The organism is Lentimicrobium sp. L6 (assembly GCF_013166655.1).
Taxonomy (GTDB): Bacteria; Bacteroidota; Bacteroidia; order Bacteroidales; family UBA12170; genus UBA12170.
The window spans coordinates 31,737-45,921 of the sequence record NZ_JABKCA010000006.1 but is presented as its reverse complement, the minus strand read 5'-3'; the positions used below and the strand labels follow the sequence as shown (position 1 = coordinate 45,921).

Below are 14,185 nucleotides of genomic sequence, written 5' to 3'. Positions count from 1 at the left end.
AAGCGATGAAACAATTAATCTCCAGTTTGAAGATGAAGTATAAACAGAGAGATGCTTTTTTTCTAATGGCTCTGTTTTTATCCTCAATTGCCATTATAGTATACTATTATTTAGTGTTTCATTATACTACTAATATACCATTTTTCGACGAGTACTATTGTTCTTTAGCATGGATTGAGAAATTTGATAACCAAAGCTTTTTACAAAAAATTAAATTGCTTTTTAGTCAAGCAAATGAACATAGAATATTCTCCTATTTCTTCTCCATAGCCTTGCAATTTTTAATTAACGGAGAACTAGACTACAGGCAGCTGGCTATTATAGGGAATCTGGGAATGTTTGGACTATTATATGTGTTGTATAGAATCAACAAAATGTATAATGGTGATCTGTTCTTATTTCTTCCTATTATATTCTTATTATTTATTCCTATACACGAAATATCAGATTGGTCAATGTTAACCATAAGTGGAATAAATCAATATTTATTTGCTATATCATCCTTATACTTGTTGTCTAAGCCAAAGGCTACACATTTTATGGGTTCTATTTTCTTTGCTATGCTAGCTACGTTTTCTTTCGGAAGTGGAATGTTTGTGTTTTTTGCTGGATTTGTTGTGTTAGGGTTTGCTAAAGATAAATCATATAAAAAGCTATTAATTTGGGCGCTGTTCATGATTTTATCTTTGATATTCTATTTTTCCAATTATAACTTTATTGCTGGCACAGGTTCAAAATTGGCATTTCTCAATCACCCGTTTCAAACTCTACAGTATTTCTTGGCTTTTTTCGCTAGAATTAGCATCCCCATTATTCCATATCATTTGCGGTTTTTACCATTAATTGGAGCCGTAGTTATATCAATTTCTGCACTAATGTTTTGGAAGAAATGGAAAGTGATGGATAAATATTCTGTCGCTTTTGCATTTTTGTTTTTTATAGCATTATCAGCTATGGCAGCTGCAATTTCACGTTCCGGAGGAGGGTTTTATGGGGCAACTGCACCAAGGTATGCATTACGTTCGGTAATGTTTATCATCGTTTTATATTTAATTATTATTGGTGATTTAAAGAGGCCTAAGAAGTTTGTAATCATTTTCCTTCTAGGAATAAGTAGTGCTTTTTATTTCTTGAGATTACAACATCATATGATTGCTCTTGATATACATAAGACCAAGCAGGTTAATGGTTTAATAAGTTACTATAAAGATCCTTCAAACACTATTTTACAATCTCCAAATAATGAATTTGCATCAGAACTTATCAGTAATGCTATTAAAAATGGATATTATCATCCACCAAAAATGGAAGAACTTCAATTTGTAACAGGGGAGATTGAATTGTTTGGTTTTGATTCTGCAAGCTCTAATGTGGTAATGGTATTTGATCGATATGAGGATTCAGAGCAGCATTTGCAGATAGATGGATGGGCATTTTCGAGTGATTCCAATGTGAAGAAAGCCCAAATAGGAATTGCTTTTATTGGCCATGAAAATCAGAAATACTTTAAAACAAATCTTGTCCTTAGAAAAGGGGTTGTTGGGCATTTTAGAAACACCTATTCTCATGTAAGTGAAAAATGTGGATTTGATTTTTCCTATTTCAAATTTTTGTCGCAATTAAAACCCGGAGATTACAAGATTGCCATAGTTCTGTATAATGATGATGGTAATATATTGGAGGTTAAAGAAACAGAACGTAGTGTGGTAATTAAATAACTGAGAAAACTTAATATCATGATATCAACACCTGAGATAAATATAATAATTCCATTGTATAATGAGGAGGATAGCTTTAAAAAACTCATTAAAAGAATAGATGATTTGATAGAAAATAGCGAGTTTCGAATAGAAGTTATTCTTGTAGATGATGGAAGTAGAGATGCTACCACAAGAATGATGGAGGAGCTTTCATTTAAAAACTCCACATATCAATCGATATTTTTATCTAGAAACTTTGGCCATCAAATGGCATTAACTGCAGGTTTAGAATCTGTAAATGCAACAAAGGGGGTGATGATTATTGATGGTGATCTTCAAGATCCACCCGAAATGTTAGATGCTTTTTATGCAGAATATAAAAAAGGTAATGATGTGGTTTATGCTATTAGGGAAGAGAGAAAAGGTGCATTGTTGTTGAGGATAGCCTACCAATGGTTTTATAAAATTATGAAACGATTTGCCTACATTCATATTCCTCTGGATAGCGGCGATTTTTCATTTTTAAGTAGGCGAGTTGTAGACGAAATTAACAAGCTACCTGAAGAGGGTAGGTTTCTGCGAGGAATACGAGCTTGGGTTGGTTTTAAGCAAATTGGTATTCCATATCATAGGGAAGAACGGAAAAATGGAGATTCTAAGTATAGCTTGAAGAATTTGACCAGTTTAGCTATGAACGGAATATTTAATTTTAGTAAATATCCCATACGCTTTACTATGGTTTTAGGTACCTCGGCCTTTACTATTTCTATGATATATTTTATAATCACCTTGTTTAGGAAAATATTTATTGGGGATGTCCCGTCTGGATTTACAGCGCTATTATTTGTTATTATTCTCTTCGGTGGACTTCAGTTAATGGCCATTGGAGTCATTGGAGAATATATATTACGCATTTTCTTTCAGGTGAAAAATAGGCCTCATTATATTGTTCAGCAGAGAATTAAAAATAAAGAAGTAACAAGTGAATAGAAATCAAACTTTGTTATTCTTTGTCAATAACTGACATTAAAGATGCTCCAATTGGAAGATTTAGCGGAATAGCAGTTTCTAGTTTCATGATGAGTTTTGTTATACTATTAACTAATGGATGAGGAGGTTTGAATCCTTTGCTAATCACATTTTCTTCTTTCTGAAAAACCAGGTAGAGCTTTCTGACTAACAGAAGTGGTATAAGACTGAATCCCCAGTATTTATGATTTACAGAACTGCCATCTATTTGGTTGACTATGGCATTAATATCTTTCTTGTTATATCTTTTTAGGTGGCCAACAATTTTATCATACCTAGAATAGAGCCACTGATGTGCAGGAACATTAATGATTAATTTCCCTCCTTTTTTTAAATGGGCTAATGCACTTTCAATAAAGTATTTTTCATCTTCAATATGTTCTATCACATCAAAAAGAATGATGATATCGAATTTTTCTAATAAATCTTTATGCCTATCGTGAATGTCATAAGTATAAACAGTGCCTTTCAAATCTTCAATTATATGGTCAATGGCAAATTGATTTAAATCACAACCAGCAATACTTTGATGATAAGTATTCTCAAATTGTTTCATGACAATTCCATTGCCACAGCCGATTTCAAAAACTTGTGAATCGTTTTTTAGAAAAGGATGAATCAGTTGAGCGAAAATGCGAAATCTCCATTGAAGCCAAAAATGATCAATATCGGTTAATTCATACCAATCATCTGACATGGAAACCATTTTGTTTTTTGAAAGAATTCTTTTTCTTGGCATACCTTATATTTTGTTCACCAAATGTAGGAATAGATTAATGAAAGATTGATTTGCGAATAGGTTATTGTCAGCCAATAGCGTTAAAAATTAGTTATTGAACCGCGTATTCGCGTTCTCATAGACCTCTCTCATCAGCTTTTTGGCCATTTCATGACTGGGCTCTGCCCATTCCTTTACATTTTTGTATATCTCATAGTCATCTTTGGTGGGTATTAACTCAAAGGAAACAGGATGTGCCAAGTGATGATTCATATACTCAGCGTTTCCACCGTAATCTGTTGCTATTACTGGAATATTTAAATGCAATGCTTCCAAAATACCAAGCCCTAACCCTTCGCCTCTGTGAAGTGATATATAACAATCCATAGCATTTAGCAAGGTCATTATACCATTTTTAGTAAATGATTTATCTAGAATAAGAACCTTGTCTTCTAATTGGTATTGCTCAATCAGCTTGTTGAACTTTTCTAACCTTTCCTGATGTGTATTATTACTATTGGTTTTATATAGTATTAGAACATCATCTTCGTTCTTAAACTCCTCAAAAAATGCTCTTAAAGATGCCTCTGGGTTTTTCCTGTTATAGCCACTGGCATAGTCAAAATTAAAAAAGAAACAGAATTTGTTTTCCAAGCCATATCTTGATTTGATTATAGAAGCATTTTCTTCAATTTGCCATTTTATATAAAAAGGGTATTTTATTTTACGGACTTTAAATTTCCGATTCGGAACCTTGTTGAGCACTTCTTTAATAAAGTCACTAAATACTAGAATTTCATCAAATGTATTCAGGAGTGGAACTCGATCTTCAAAGCCTGTTTCAAACTCCCACCAAAAAGAGAGAATATTCTTTTTATTCTCAAATATCTCTGGACAGTTATCTAGTAATATTCTTATGATTCCTGCATCTAGAAGGAAGATATTGGTGTCGTATTTAAAAGGCTGATAAAATCGACTTATATATTTGGCCTCTTCTTCTGGTGATATCTTAGCATGTGAAGGTTCCGCATAATCCACTAATATAAAATTCTCTTTTGCTTCAAATAATGAATCAATATAAGCTCTAGCTGCTTCACTCAAACCAAATACTCCAGAAATATATCCAAAAATATTATATCCTTTCTCTGTGCTTTTGGTTTGGGAAAAGTATTTTAGCAAGGAAAAATATGTTTGCTGATAGCTTCCTCCACCAGACTCAAATTCAAAATCGTCAAGCTTTTTGGCCATATCCTGTCTTAATTTGAGGGGGATGTCTTGTATGGCTTTTTGACTGCGATACTCGTAATCAGATATTTCTTCATGCATTAAATCTGCAATATTTTGCTCATATAAGACTTGCTTAGATTTTGGCTCAATAATTTGAATATTTTTAGCTCCAGCAGGAACATCAAAAATGCTTAAAAAGCCAGTATCATAATTGCATTTGCCAAATATATCTTCAACATCTATTCGGACTTGATTCAGTCGGATTTTACCAGAAAGTTTCTCATCATAGAATAATTCAAGGAAAGGTTTACTGGGACATACTCCATTATGAAACCATCCATTTATTAAAATTCTATCATGGGTTGTGTGCCGATATTTTGTTCTAATAACTCGATCTAAATGATAATTGTAGGGATTTCCTTTATTTGGCTTTAGAGCAAGAATTTTCTTATTGAAAAACGTTATTATGGACATGCTCGTCTATTTACTTTCTTTATCGATATCGGCTTTTAACATTATTTCTACCAGTTTTTGATACTTGACTACAGGCTCCCAACCCAATTCTTTTTTTGCCTTAGAATAATCTCCAACTAGATTGTATATTTCAGCAGGTCTATAAAATTCAGGGTTTACCTTTACAAGTATTTTCCCTGTGTTAGCATCCTTTCCCACTTCGTTTTCACCTTCTCCTTGCCAAACTATTTTTCTACCTAAGAGTTCAAAACACCTAATTATCCATTCTCTAACAGAATGGTTTTCTCCTGTAGCCAATACATAATTTTCGGGTTTTTCTGTTTGCAGCATTAGCCACATAGCTTCCACGTATTCTTTGGCATAACCCCAGTCTCTTTTTACATCAAGGTTACCAATTTCAAAATAGTCTTGTTTCCCCAAATGAATACGAGCAACAGCATTGGTGATTTTTCTTGTCACAAACTCTAAGCCTCTTAAAGGAGATTCATGATTGAATAATATTCCCGCCACAGCAAAAATATCATATGATTCTCGGTAGTTTATAGTGGCATAATGGCCATATTGTTTTGATACTCCATATGGGCTTCGGGGGAAAAATGGAGTGTTTTCATTTTGTGGAGATTCTTTTGCATTCCCAAATAATTCAGAAGTTGATGCTTGATAGAATTTTATATCAGTATTGATAATTCTAATAGCTTCTAAAATATTTGTAACACCTATTCCAGTAACATTTCCTGTTAAAATAGGGTTTTTAAAAGAATGCGCAACAAAACTTTGAGCTGCTAAATTATATACCTCATCTGGTTGTTCTTCTTGAATAACTCTTACTAAATTGCTAGTATCTTGTAAGTCGGTCTCAACTAGTTTAATATCGTTTGTAATGTTTAATTTATCGAGTCGAGAAAAATTAATATTACTCAGCCTTCTATATCCACCAGCTACATCATATCCCTTTTCTAATAGAAATTGGGCTAAATATGCACCATCTTGACCTGTAACTCCAGTTATAAATGCTTTTTTCTTCATGTAATTACTTGTGGGTTGTTTTTGCTATTTTGATAATCAAAGATAGCTTTTTATCTCACTATTGATAATAAAGTTTGATGGAGCTTAATACTGATAGTAAAAATTTAGGATAGCAAAAAAGCTAACAGTAAATGAGGCACATATAAAAAAAATAGAACCTATTTTGATTATTGCATGATTAATCCTAATTCTATTGTTGTAGAGCAAAAAGAAAAACAATGGCATGATAGGTATAAAATATCTGCCTTGAAGGTTGCCTATCATAGGGTCGTCAACATTACACCAGCTTAAATACATGGTAAATGAAAAGATGAATATGATTCCTAAGAAGGTAAGGAACATGATAGTTTTCTGTCGGATATTTATTACTACATCTTTTGATGATTCAAATATGGCCAAGACAATTATCGACACATATGCGAATATATAAAATGGGTTCATTAGCAAAATATTCATCCATCCTAAAATTCCAATATATGATTTTGAACACATGTCGAAATAATGGTAAAATGATTTGATAACCAGAAGTATAAAGCCTGGAATATTGGCAAGGATTCCTTTTGTCTGTTCAGCAGGATTTATTTGAGGAAACTCAGGAGCAGAACCATGGAAGGATTCAATAGGGTGAATTAGTGATAATAGATGGTTGACCCATAATGAATTGACGGCTAGAGTTATTAGCGTCGGAATGAGTAGGTAAATGAAAAATAAGTTTTGTTCTCTTCTGGAATTGAACCTCTCCCGGGGAATAATATAGAATAGAAGGAGCAAGAAAAAATATATATTTTTGGCAAAGGCTATGAGTATAATGATGATTAAAAGTGAAAAATAGTCCTTTTTTTTAAAATATTTCTCAGAGTCAAATGCTAATCGAAAAATATAGGCAATAAATAAAAAGGATAATCCATTCACAAAAGTATCAGCACTCAGTGAAGCTGCTTGGTTAACAGACATAGGCAATAGAGCCAATAGTAGAAATAGCCATCTATATATTGGGATAATTTTTAAAGCAAAATAAATAATCCCTATCCAGAAAGTTAGATTGAAAATACGTCCTAAATACAATAAAACTAGTGGAGAAGCATCGAAAATCTTGCCAATGGAAATCCCAATAACTTGTGGCAAATATGCAATAGGGCTATAAAGAGAGGTGTTTGGGAAAGAAACGAATACTAATTTATTTTTTTGTAAAGGTATATTTAATGCATTTTGATAAAATTCTTGATTAGCTTTTTGCCCATTTAATAATGTTTCATGTATTAATTGACTAAATTCAATCAAACCTTTGGGTATTTCACCTCCTAATCTGTTGTCAGTTACTTGTGCTTCAAACTCTAGATTTGAAACTTGATAAGATCTGTAGAAATGTGCAGGTTCATCAGGAACCATAAATGGAGGGAGCAAAAACACCATGATACTTCCCCAGATAATTGAAGCAATTAGAAATATCCTTTGTGCTGATATGTTATTTAGTAGAGATTGTAATGTCATAAATGAGCTTGCTAATAAATAATGGTAAAAATAATTTTTCTTTTATTAGAATCGAATGTTCTTTGTAGTTATTTGGCAGTTTGTAGTATTCAATTTAAAATATAATATTTTGATGTTTTTTTTACTTTGAAAAAAAATATAAATATTACCTTTACCTCCTTTAGTGGCTCAATAAACAAATTTATTTTCTTAAAAATGGTCAATGATTATAAAATTCTATAGGTTTATTTACTCCTTTATTTGTAATACTTTTGGTTCCCGGGTGTTTTTTAAAAGTATTATGGAAACCTATAAAGTCGGCGGCTTAAAAGCAGTATTGTCCAAGTCTAGATTTATAATACTCCATTTGAAAGAGAGTGCTATTGCTTATTCCAATCATAAACAGGCTACATCTTATATTTATAAGCAATATATAGAAACTGAAACTAGCAAGAACCTTATGGAAAACTACCTTGATAGTTTTTCCAATAAGCCTTTGATTTCTGTTTTAATGCCCACATATAATCCTAAAGAAGAATGGTTGATTGAAGCCATTGATTCCATTAGAAATCAAAGCTATTCTAATTGGGAATTGTGTATAGCTGATGATGCTTCAACTAATGAAAATATTATTTCCTTATTAAAAAAGTACCAAGAGGAGGATGTGAAAATTAATGTGGTTTTTCGTAAGGAAAATGGGCATATATCTGAAGCTTCGAATAGTGCTTTAGAAATTGTGAAGGGAGAATATGTAGCTTTGTTAGACCATGATGATATTTTAGCTTCAGATGCTTTATTCTGGGTGGTAAAAGAAATAAATGATAAACCTGGTGTTAAAATAATCTATTCTGATGAAGACAAGATGGATGAAAAAAGCAAATATTCCGATCCATATTTTAAATGTGATTGGAATTATAGTCTATTCTTATCCCAAAATTTAGTCAGTCATTTAGGTGTATATGATACTAGAATCATGAAAGAAATTGGAGGCTTCAGAAAGGGATTCGAAGGTTCTCAGGATTATGATTTGGCGCTTCGATTTATTGAGAAAATTGAGGCTTCTCAAATTGCTCATATACCAAGGGTGTTATACCATTGGCGCCTTCATAAAGACAGCACTGCATCGGGAATTGATGAGAAACCATATGCCCTTACCTCAGCCAAAGCAGCTCTTGAGGAGCATATCGGAAGAATGAAGTTGCATGCTTCGGTAGAGATTCTCAAAAACCAAATGTATAGAGTCAAATATCATTTGCCTGAAACATCAATATTGGTGAGTATCATTATCCCAACCAAGAATAATTTTAAGTATTTGAGAAAATGTATCCCCAGTATTCTGGAAAAAACAGCTCATGTGGATTTTGAGATATTAATTGTTGACAACGGTTCTACTGATACTAATGCGCTTAAGTATCTGGAAGAGATTAAACAATACAAGGAAATCAAAATTATAATAGATAATAGTGAGTTTAATTATTCCGCTATTAATAATAGAGCGGTTGTGCAGAGTAGAGGAACTTATATATGTTTCCTTAATGATGATACAGAGATTATTTCTTCAAATTGGTTGGCCGAGATGTTGAGTATTGCCATTCAAGATAAAGTAGGAGCTGTTGGTGCTAAACTTTATTATTCTAATGAAACTATTCAGCATGGGGGAGTTATTTTGGGTCCTGGTGGTTTAGCCGTCCATTCCCACAAAGGGGTGTATAGAGCCAATGGAGGCTATTTTAACAGAGCTGCCTTAATGCAAGAGTTTTCTGCTGTTACTGCGGCTTGCATGCTTTTGTCTAAAAGGCTCTTTAAGGAAATTGGAGGATTTAACGAGAAGGACTTAGTGGTTGCTTTTAATGATGTAGATTTGTGCTTGAGAATACGAGAAATGGGTCATAGAATTGTTTGGACTCCTTTTGCTGAATTATATCATCACGAAAGTGTATCGAGAGGTGAAGATCTAGAAGGGGAGAGAAAAGAACGTTTTGACAAGGAGATAGCTTATATGCAGAATAAATGGAGAAATTGGATTGAAAAAGATCCTGCATATTCACCAAACCTTACTCTAGGTTCTGAGGATTTCTCAATTGTTTGGCCTTCAAGGAGAGAAGAGCTGGAGGAAATTCAAGAACAAAAAAATCCTAATACTGAATAAAAAGTAAATGAAAATTCCTATCGTCATATTAAACTGGAATAGTTTCTTAGATACAAAAGAATGTATTGAGTCCATTTTACCATATCATAATGGTGGGTTTCATATTTATTTGATGGATAATAATTCTAAAGAAGAGGAATTATCACTGTTGAAGAATGCGTTTTCTAATATTAATATCATTACAAGTGTTTTTTATGAGGAGAATCTTGGTTTTGCAAGAGCCCATAATCGAATGTTTAAAGAGCTGATAACAGAAGGTTACCCTTTTATCTTTGTTCTGAATAATGATACTTTTTTACCTAAAGATAGTTTGGAAAAGGTAAAGGATTATCATTTGGGTACTGAAGTCGGTATGATTGCATTTAAAATGCAGAGCTATTGGGATAGAGAAAAAATGGACAATGCTGGACATAAAATGCTCTCCAGTGGAGAGATTATTCCAATCGGTCATGAAGAACCTATTGAAGCTTATGAAAGTTTATTTGAAAATATGGGCGCTTGCGCTGGTGCCACTTTATATTCAGTAACAATGCTGCAAGATATTGGAGTTTTTGATGAGTATTTTGAGACCGGTTATGAGGATGCGGAACTAGGATTACGAGCAGTTGTTGCTGGTTATAAAAGTATTTTTAATCCAGAGTTTATAGTGTTCCATAAAATGGGACAATCCATAAAAAAAGTATTTAACTATAATTATACCCTCAAAGTACAAACCAATATTTTTTATACTTATCTGAAACTAGTTCATTGGCAGATTATAGCTATATATTTCCTTCCTTTTATATTGAGGTTTATTCTTATCACTATTGTTGATATTGTTTTTTGGCGGCCTAAGTATCTGAAAGTTCAATATCATGCCCTATATATTATCTTATTTAAAGATTGGAAACGTGTCATGAAGGCCAGAAAGGAATCGGAAAAGCTGAGGAGGATAAATTGGAGAAAACTGCTACGAAAACAAGAATTCTTTTTAAAACGAGATATTCAAAGTTTTTATAAATTTATCATCAAGGGACAAAAGTCATATTTCGAAAAATAAAACCTATGCATATTGTATTTATTTGTGATCCTATCGATAAGCAAACTGCTGGAATATTTCAGTATACCCTGCAGGTTGCACGTCATATTTATAAACACAATACAAAATATAGGATTACTTTTGTAACCATACATTCTAAGTTTATTGATGGAGATATTCCGGCAGTTACCTTCCCAAATTTCATTAGGTTCTTGTCCAACGATCCCATTCGCCAGTTTATCACCTTACCTCGATATTTAAACAAGCTAAATCCTGATGTGGTTGTTGAACCAGCTCATTTTGGCCCGTTTAACCTAAAGAAACGAATAAAAAGAATCACAATTATTCATGATTTGACACCCATTCTATTTCCACATTATCACCCTTTCTTGAGCAGATTCCTCCAGAAATTATTTCTTCCAGGTATTTTAAAAAGAGCAGATTTAATTATAACCAATTCAAGGCATACTACTAGAGATGTAAACCGATATTGCGAGAATAGCAAAAGGAAAACCAAGACAATATTATTGGGTAAAGAGACTTTTTTCAAACCTTCACAAAACCAAGACGTTTTACAAAAGTACAAAATCGATGCTCCCTATATTCTAAATGTTGGGACTCTAGAGCCACGAAAAAATTTGTTGACCTTACTAGAAGCTTATGCCATATATAGGAAAAGCAAATCTTCTAATAATAAATTAGTTATAATAGGCGGAGGAGGTTGGATGAATGAAAAGTTCGACAAAGCTATAGCCAATCACGCAAATAAAAGAGATATCATTTGTACAGGGTTTGTGGAACGAGAAGAAATGCCTGCCCTTTATTCGCAATCCAGAGCATTTGTTTATCCTAGCTTATATGAAGGTTTTGGTTTGCCATTATTAGAGGCTATGTCATGTGGAGCTGCATGTATTGCAGCAAATAATTCCAGCTTACCAGAAGTGGGAGGTAGAGGGGCTTTGTATTTTAACAGCTTAAATGCAAATGACTTGGCAGAAAGAATGAGCTTGATAAATAATGATGAATCAAAGCGAGAAGAATTAATTCAATTGGGAATCATACAGGCTGCGAAGTTTTCTTGGGATAGGTATGCTGAGGATTTTTTATTGGCCATAGAAAAATTAGAAGGAGTGAATCCATGAAGATACTATTTGTCCTTGAGTATTATTATCCCAATATTGGTGGAGTGGAAAAGCTTTTTAAGGAGCTTTGTGAAAGCTTGGCCAAAGAGGGTCATGATATTCAAGTGGTCACCTCTCGATTTGATAAGAATCTTGCTATTGACGAAATGCTAAATGGCGTTAAGATCACAAGGCTTAACCTGTCGAATCGTTTCCTGTTCACTTTTTTTAGTATTTTTAGAATTCTAGCCATTGCTAAGTCCTATGATATCATTCATACTACTTCATATAATGCCGCTTTCCCAGCTTGGTTGGTAGCCAAAATCCAGAGAAAGAAGTCCATTATTACTTTTCATGAAGTATGGGGAGACCTTTGGAATGAATTACCCTACTTAAGTGCTTTGCAAAAGAAACTCTTTTCCTTTTATGAATGGTTTATTCTGCAATTGAAATTCAATCATTATATTGCTGTTTCTGAATTTACAAAAGGTGAATTGGTCAAAGCAAATATATCTCCAGAAAAAATCATAAGGATTTATAATGGAATATGTCCAGAACATTATCAACAGAAAGAGAAGATTGAACCCAATGATTTTACTTTTACCTACTTTGGTCGACTGGGCGTATCTAAAGGATTAGATTTAATGATTCCATCAGCTCAGAAATTTCTTCATAACCATCCAGAAGCTAAATTCAAACTCATTATACCTAAGACACCAAAAGCATTTTATCTTAAGATTCTCCATGTGCTTAAAGATATAGGTTCTCAGCTATCTCTATATCATCATTTAAGTTTTGAGGAGCTTAAAAAGGAAGTTTCTGCTTCCAGTTGTGTATTGATTCCTTCCTATAGTGAAGGTTTTTGTTTTGCTGCAGTGGAGGCTAATATGCTTAATGTACCGGTAATTACTTCAGCAAAAGGAGCTTTAAAGGAGACCGTAAGTACAAGGTTTATTGAGATGAGGAGTCATAACGAGCAAGGTTTGTTAGAGGCTTTAGAACTAGCTTATCAGAAGAAATATACTTATAAAGATCGACGTCTGTTTTTATTGGAAAATAGTGTGCAAGAATATCTTGAGTTTTATGAGAGATTAATGTAGAGTTATTAAGCTCTAGGTTTTTTATTCAACTCTTCTTCAAGTTTTTTTTGTTTTACTTCCAGTTTTTCAATTTCTGACTTCATCAATCCAATATCTTGTGCCGATTGCTTTATCCATTCGCTTTGTTTCGAAATAATTAAAGAGAATTCTATCATCATAATAAAAATACTCATGATCAAAATTAGGAATAGTGCAGCAGGAGCATAAGATATTCCAATTTTTGCAGCAAACCAATCCAATGCATCTTTCCAAATGGATAATGCTAAAAATAGAAAGGAAAAGAACAACCATAATAATGAATATTCTTCTTTGAGTTTTCTATTTCTGATTAACGAAATGATGAAAATAATTAAAGCAATACTTCCTGTTATTGTAATGATTTGAATTTTATCCATGACTTAGTTTTTACTTATGGTCAATCTCTTTTTTTCTCAGTCGTGCCATCGACATGGCCACAAGAACTTTAATGATATAATATGGGCCTTTCCAAACTGGAATCGAGGAAACTCCTCCTTGTCGTTCACGCATTTGGGTATGTATTTCATTAATCTTTAATCTGTTTCTTCCTAATAAAATAATAAGCTCAGGTTCTGGATAATCTTTAGGATAATAGGCGGCTAATAATCCTATACATTTTTCATTATAAGCTCTAAATCCTGAGGTTTGATCGGTAATTATTTGGCCCATATATAGATAACTGAAAAAGCGCAAAATATATATTCCTAATTTTCGAAAAAAATCAGGCTTATAGTTCTCGGTGTTTTGAACAAAACGTGATCCAATGACACAGTCGCATTCTCTATTTATTACAGGATCCAGTATTTTATCTATTTCTTCTACTAGATGTTGTCCATCTCCATCGAATTGAATGGCATATTGAAAATCATGTTTCTCAGCAAATTTAAACCCTGTTTGTACACTCCCCCCAATTCCTATATTATAAGGTAGAGATATTACGAATGCTTTTTGAGTAGCTTTAGCTAAAGAAGCAGTATTATCACTTGAGCCGTCATCTATGACCACAATATCATATTCGGGAACCAAATTCCAAATAGAATTGATAACCCCAACAATATTGTCTGCTTCATTATAAGCTGGGATAATGATCAATACCTTGTTTTTATTCTTCAATATTGAATGGATTATTGTTTGA

The 14,185-nt window shown here is 32.9% G+C and carries 12 protein-coding genes; 6 read left to right on the top strand and 6 right to left on the bottom strand.

What is annotated here, in order from left to right; translation table 11 throughout:
- The first annotated feature begins 5 nt into the window (after positions 1 to 5).
- Both HNS38_RS02635 and HNS38_RS02630 read left to right on the top strand, forming a co-directional pair.
- Positions 6 to 1,718, top strand: a complete 1,713-nt coding sequence (locus tag HNS38_RS02635; protein ID WP_172279589.1) for a hypothetical protein — start codon at positions 6 to 8, stop codon at positions 1,716 to 1,718.
- An 18-nt stretch (positions 1,719 to 1,736) separates the two neighbouring features.
- Positions 1,737 to 2,690 (top strand): glycosyltransferase family 2 protein, encoded by a 954-nt coding sequence (locus tag HNS38_RS02630; protein WP_172279587.1) that lies wholly within the window; start codon positions 1,737 to 1,739, stop codon positions 2,688 to 2,690.
- Between the two features lie 13 nt (positions 2,691 to 2,703).
- Here HNS38_RS02630 and HNS38_RS02625 read toward each other — a convergent pair whose 3' ends face one another.
- The 4 genes from HNS38_RS02625 to HNS38_RS02610 form a co-directional block, all read right to left on the bottom strand.
- Entirely contained in the window at positions 2,704 to 3,468 is a 765-nt protein-coding gene (locus HNS38_RS02625; RefSeq protein ID WP_172279585.1) for a bifunctional 2-polyprenyl-6-hydroxyphenol methylase/3-demethylubiquinol 3-O-methyltransferase UbiG, read from the bottom strand.
- An 87-nt stretch (positions 3,469 to 3,555) separates the two neighbouring features.
- Positions 3,556 to 5,148, bottom strand: coding sequence for a glycosyltransferase (locus tag HNS38_RS02620; protein WP_172279583.1), 1,593 nt, complete (start codon positions 5,146 to 5,148; stop codon positions 3,556 to 3,558).
- 6 nt (positions 5,149 to 5,154) lie between these two features.
- Entirely contained in the window at positions 5,155 to 6,174 is a 1,020-nt protein-coding gene (gene gmd / locus HNS38_RS02615) for a GDP-mannose 4,6-dehydratase (RefSeq protein ID WP_172279581.1), read from the bottom strand.
- Between the two features lie 84 nt (positions 6,175 to 6,258).
- On the bottom strand, positions 6,259 to 7,665 hold the full coding sequence (locus tag HNS38_RS02610; protein WP_172279579.1) for a DUF2142 domain-containing protein: 1,407 nt from the start codon (positions 7,663 to 7,665) through the stop codon (positions 6,259 to 6,261).
- Positions 7,666 to 7,945: 280 nt separating this feature from the next.
- On the opposite strand from HNS38_RS02610, the gene HNS38_RS02605 reads away from it, so the two are divergent.
- From HNS38_RS02605 to HNS38_RS02590, 4 genes are read left to right on the top strand one after another with little or no spacing between them, the layout of a single operon-like run.
- Positions 7,946 to 9,793 (top strand): glycosyltransferase, encoded by a 1,848-nt coding sequence (locus HNS38_RS02605; RefSeq protein WP_216663620.1) that lies wholly within the window; start codon positions 7,946 to 7,948, stop codon positions 9,791 to 9,793.
- 7 nt (positions 9,794 to 9,800) lie between these two features.
- A complete protein-coding gene (locus HNS38_RS02600) occupies positions 9,801 to 10,832 on the top strand; it encodes a glycosyltransferase (RefSeq protein ID WP_172279577.1) in 1,032 nt (343 codons plus the stop codon).
- Positions 10,833 to 10,837: 5 nt separating this feature from the next.
- A complete protein-coding gene (locus HNS38_RS02595) occupies positions 10,838 to 11,953 on the top strand; it encodes a glycosyltransferase family 1 protein (protein WP_172279575.1) in 1,116 nt (371 codons plus the stop codon).
- On the top strand, positions 11,950 to 13,032 hold the full coding sequence (locus HNS38_RS02590; RefSeq protein ID WP_172279573.1) for a glycosyltransferase family 4 protein: 1,083 nt from the start codon (positions 11,950 to 11,952) through the stop codon (positions 13,030 to 13,032). Before HNS38_RS02595 ends, HNS38_RS02590 begins: the two co-directional genes overlap by 4 nt.
- A 5-nt stretch (positions 13,033 to 13,037) precedes the next feature.
- On the opposite strand, the gene HNS38_RS02585 is transcribed toward HNS38_RS02590, so the two are convergent.
- Entirely contained in the window at positions 13,038 to 13,427 is a 390-nt protein-coding gene (locus HNS38_RS02585) for a DUF2304 domain-containing protein (RefSeq protein ID WP_172279570.1), read from the bottom strand.
- A 10-nt stretch (positions 13,428 to 13,437) separates the two neighbouring features.
- A complete protein-coding gene (locus HNS38_RS02580; protein ID WP_172279568.1) occupies positions 13,438 to 14,163 on the bottom strand; it encodes a glycosyltransferase family 2 protein in 726 nt (241 codons plus the stop codon).
- Positions 14,164 to 14,185: the final 22 nt, after the last annotated feature.

Bases quoted from the DNA above. Each gene is read 5' to 3' on its own strand.
- HNS38_RS02635 (WP_172279589.1), top strand. From the start codon at position 6: ATGAAACAATTAATCTCCAGTTTGAAGATGAAGTATAAACAGAGAGAT.
- HNS38_RS02630 (WP_172279587.1), top strand. From the start codon at position 1,737: ATGATATCAACACCTGAGATAAATATAATAATTCCATTGTATAATGAG.
- HNS38_RS02625 (WP_172279585.1), bottom strand. From the start codon at position 3,468: ATGCCAAGAAAAAGAATTCTTTCAAAAAACAAAATGGTTTCCATGTCA.
- HNS38_RS02620 (WP_172279583.1), bottom strand. From the start codon at position 5,148: ATGTCCATAATAACGTTTTTCAATAAGAAAATTCTTGCTCTAAAGCCA.
- gmd (WP_172279581.1), bottom strand. From the start codon at position 6,174: ATGAAGAAAAAAGCATTTATAACTGGAGTTACAGGTCAAGATGGTGCA.
- HNS38_RS02610 (WP_172279579.1), bottom strand. From the start codon at position 7,665: ATGACATTACAATCTCTACTAAATAACATATCAGCACAAAGGATATTT.
- HNS38_RS02605 (WP_216663620.1), top strand. From the start codon at position 7,946: ATGGAAACCTATAAAGTCGGCGGCTTAAAAGCAGTATTGTCCAAGTCT.
- HNS38_RS02600 (WP_172279577.1), top strand. From the start codon at position 9,801: ATGAAAATTCCTATCGTCATATTAAACTGGAATAGTTTCTTAGATACA.
- HNS38_RS02595 (WP_172279575.1), top strand. From the start codon at position 10,838: ATGCATATTGTATTTATTTGTGATCCTATCGATAAGCAAACTGCTGGA.
- HNS38_RS02590 (WP_172279573.1), top strand. From the start codon at position 11,950: ATGAAGATACTATTTGTCCTTGAGTATTATTATCCCAATATTGGTGGA.
- HNS38_RS02585 (WP_172279570.1), bottom strand. From the start codon at position 13,427: ATGGATAAAATTCAAATCATTACAATAACAGGAAGTATTGCTTTAATT.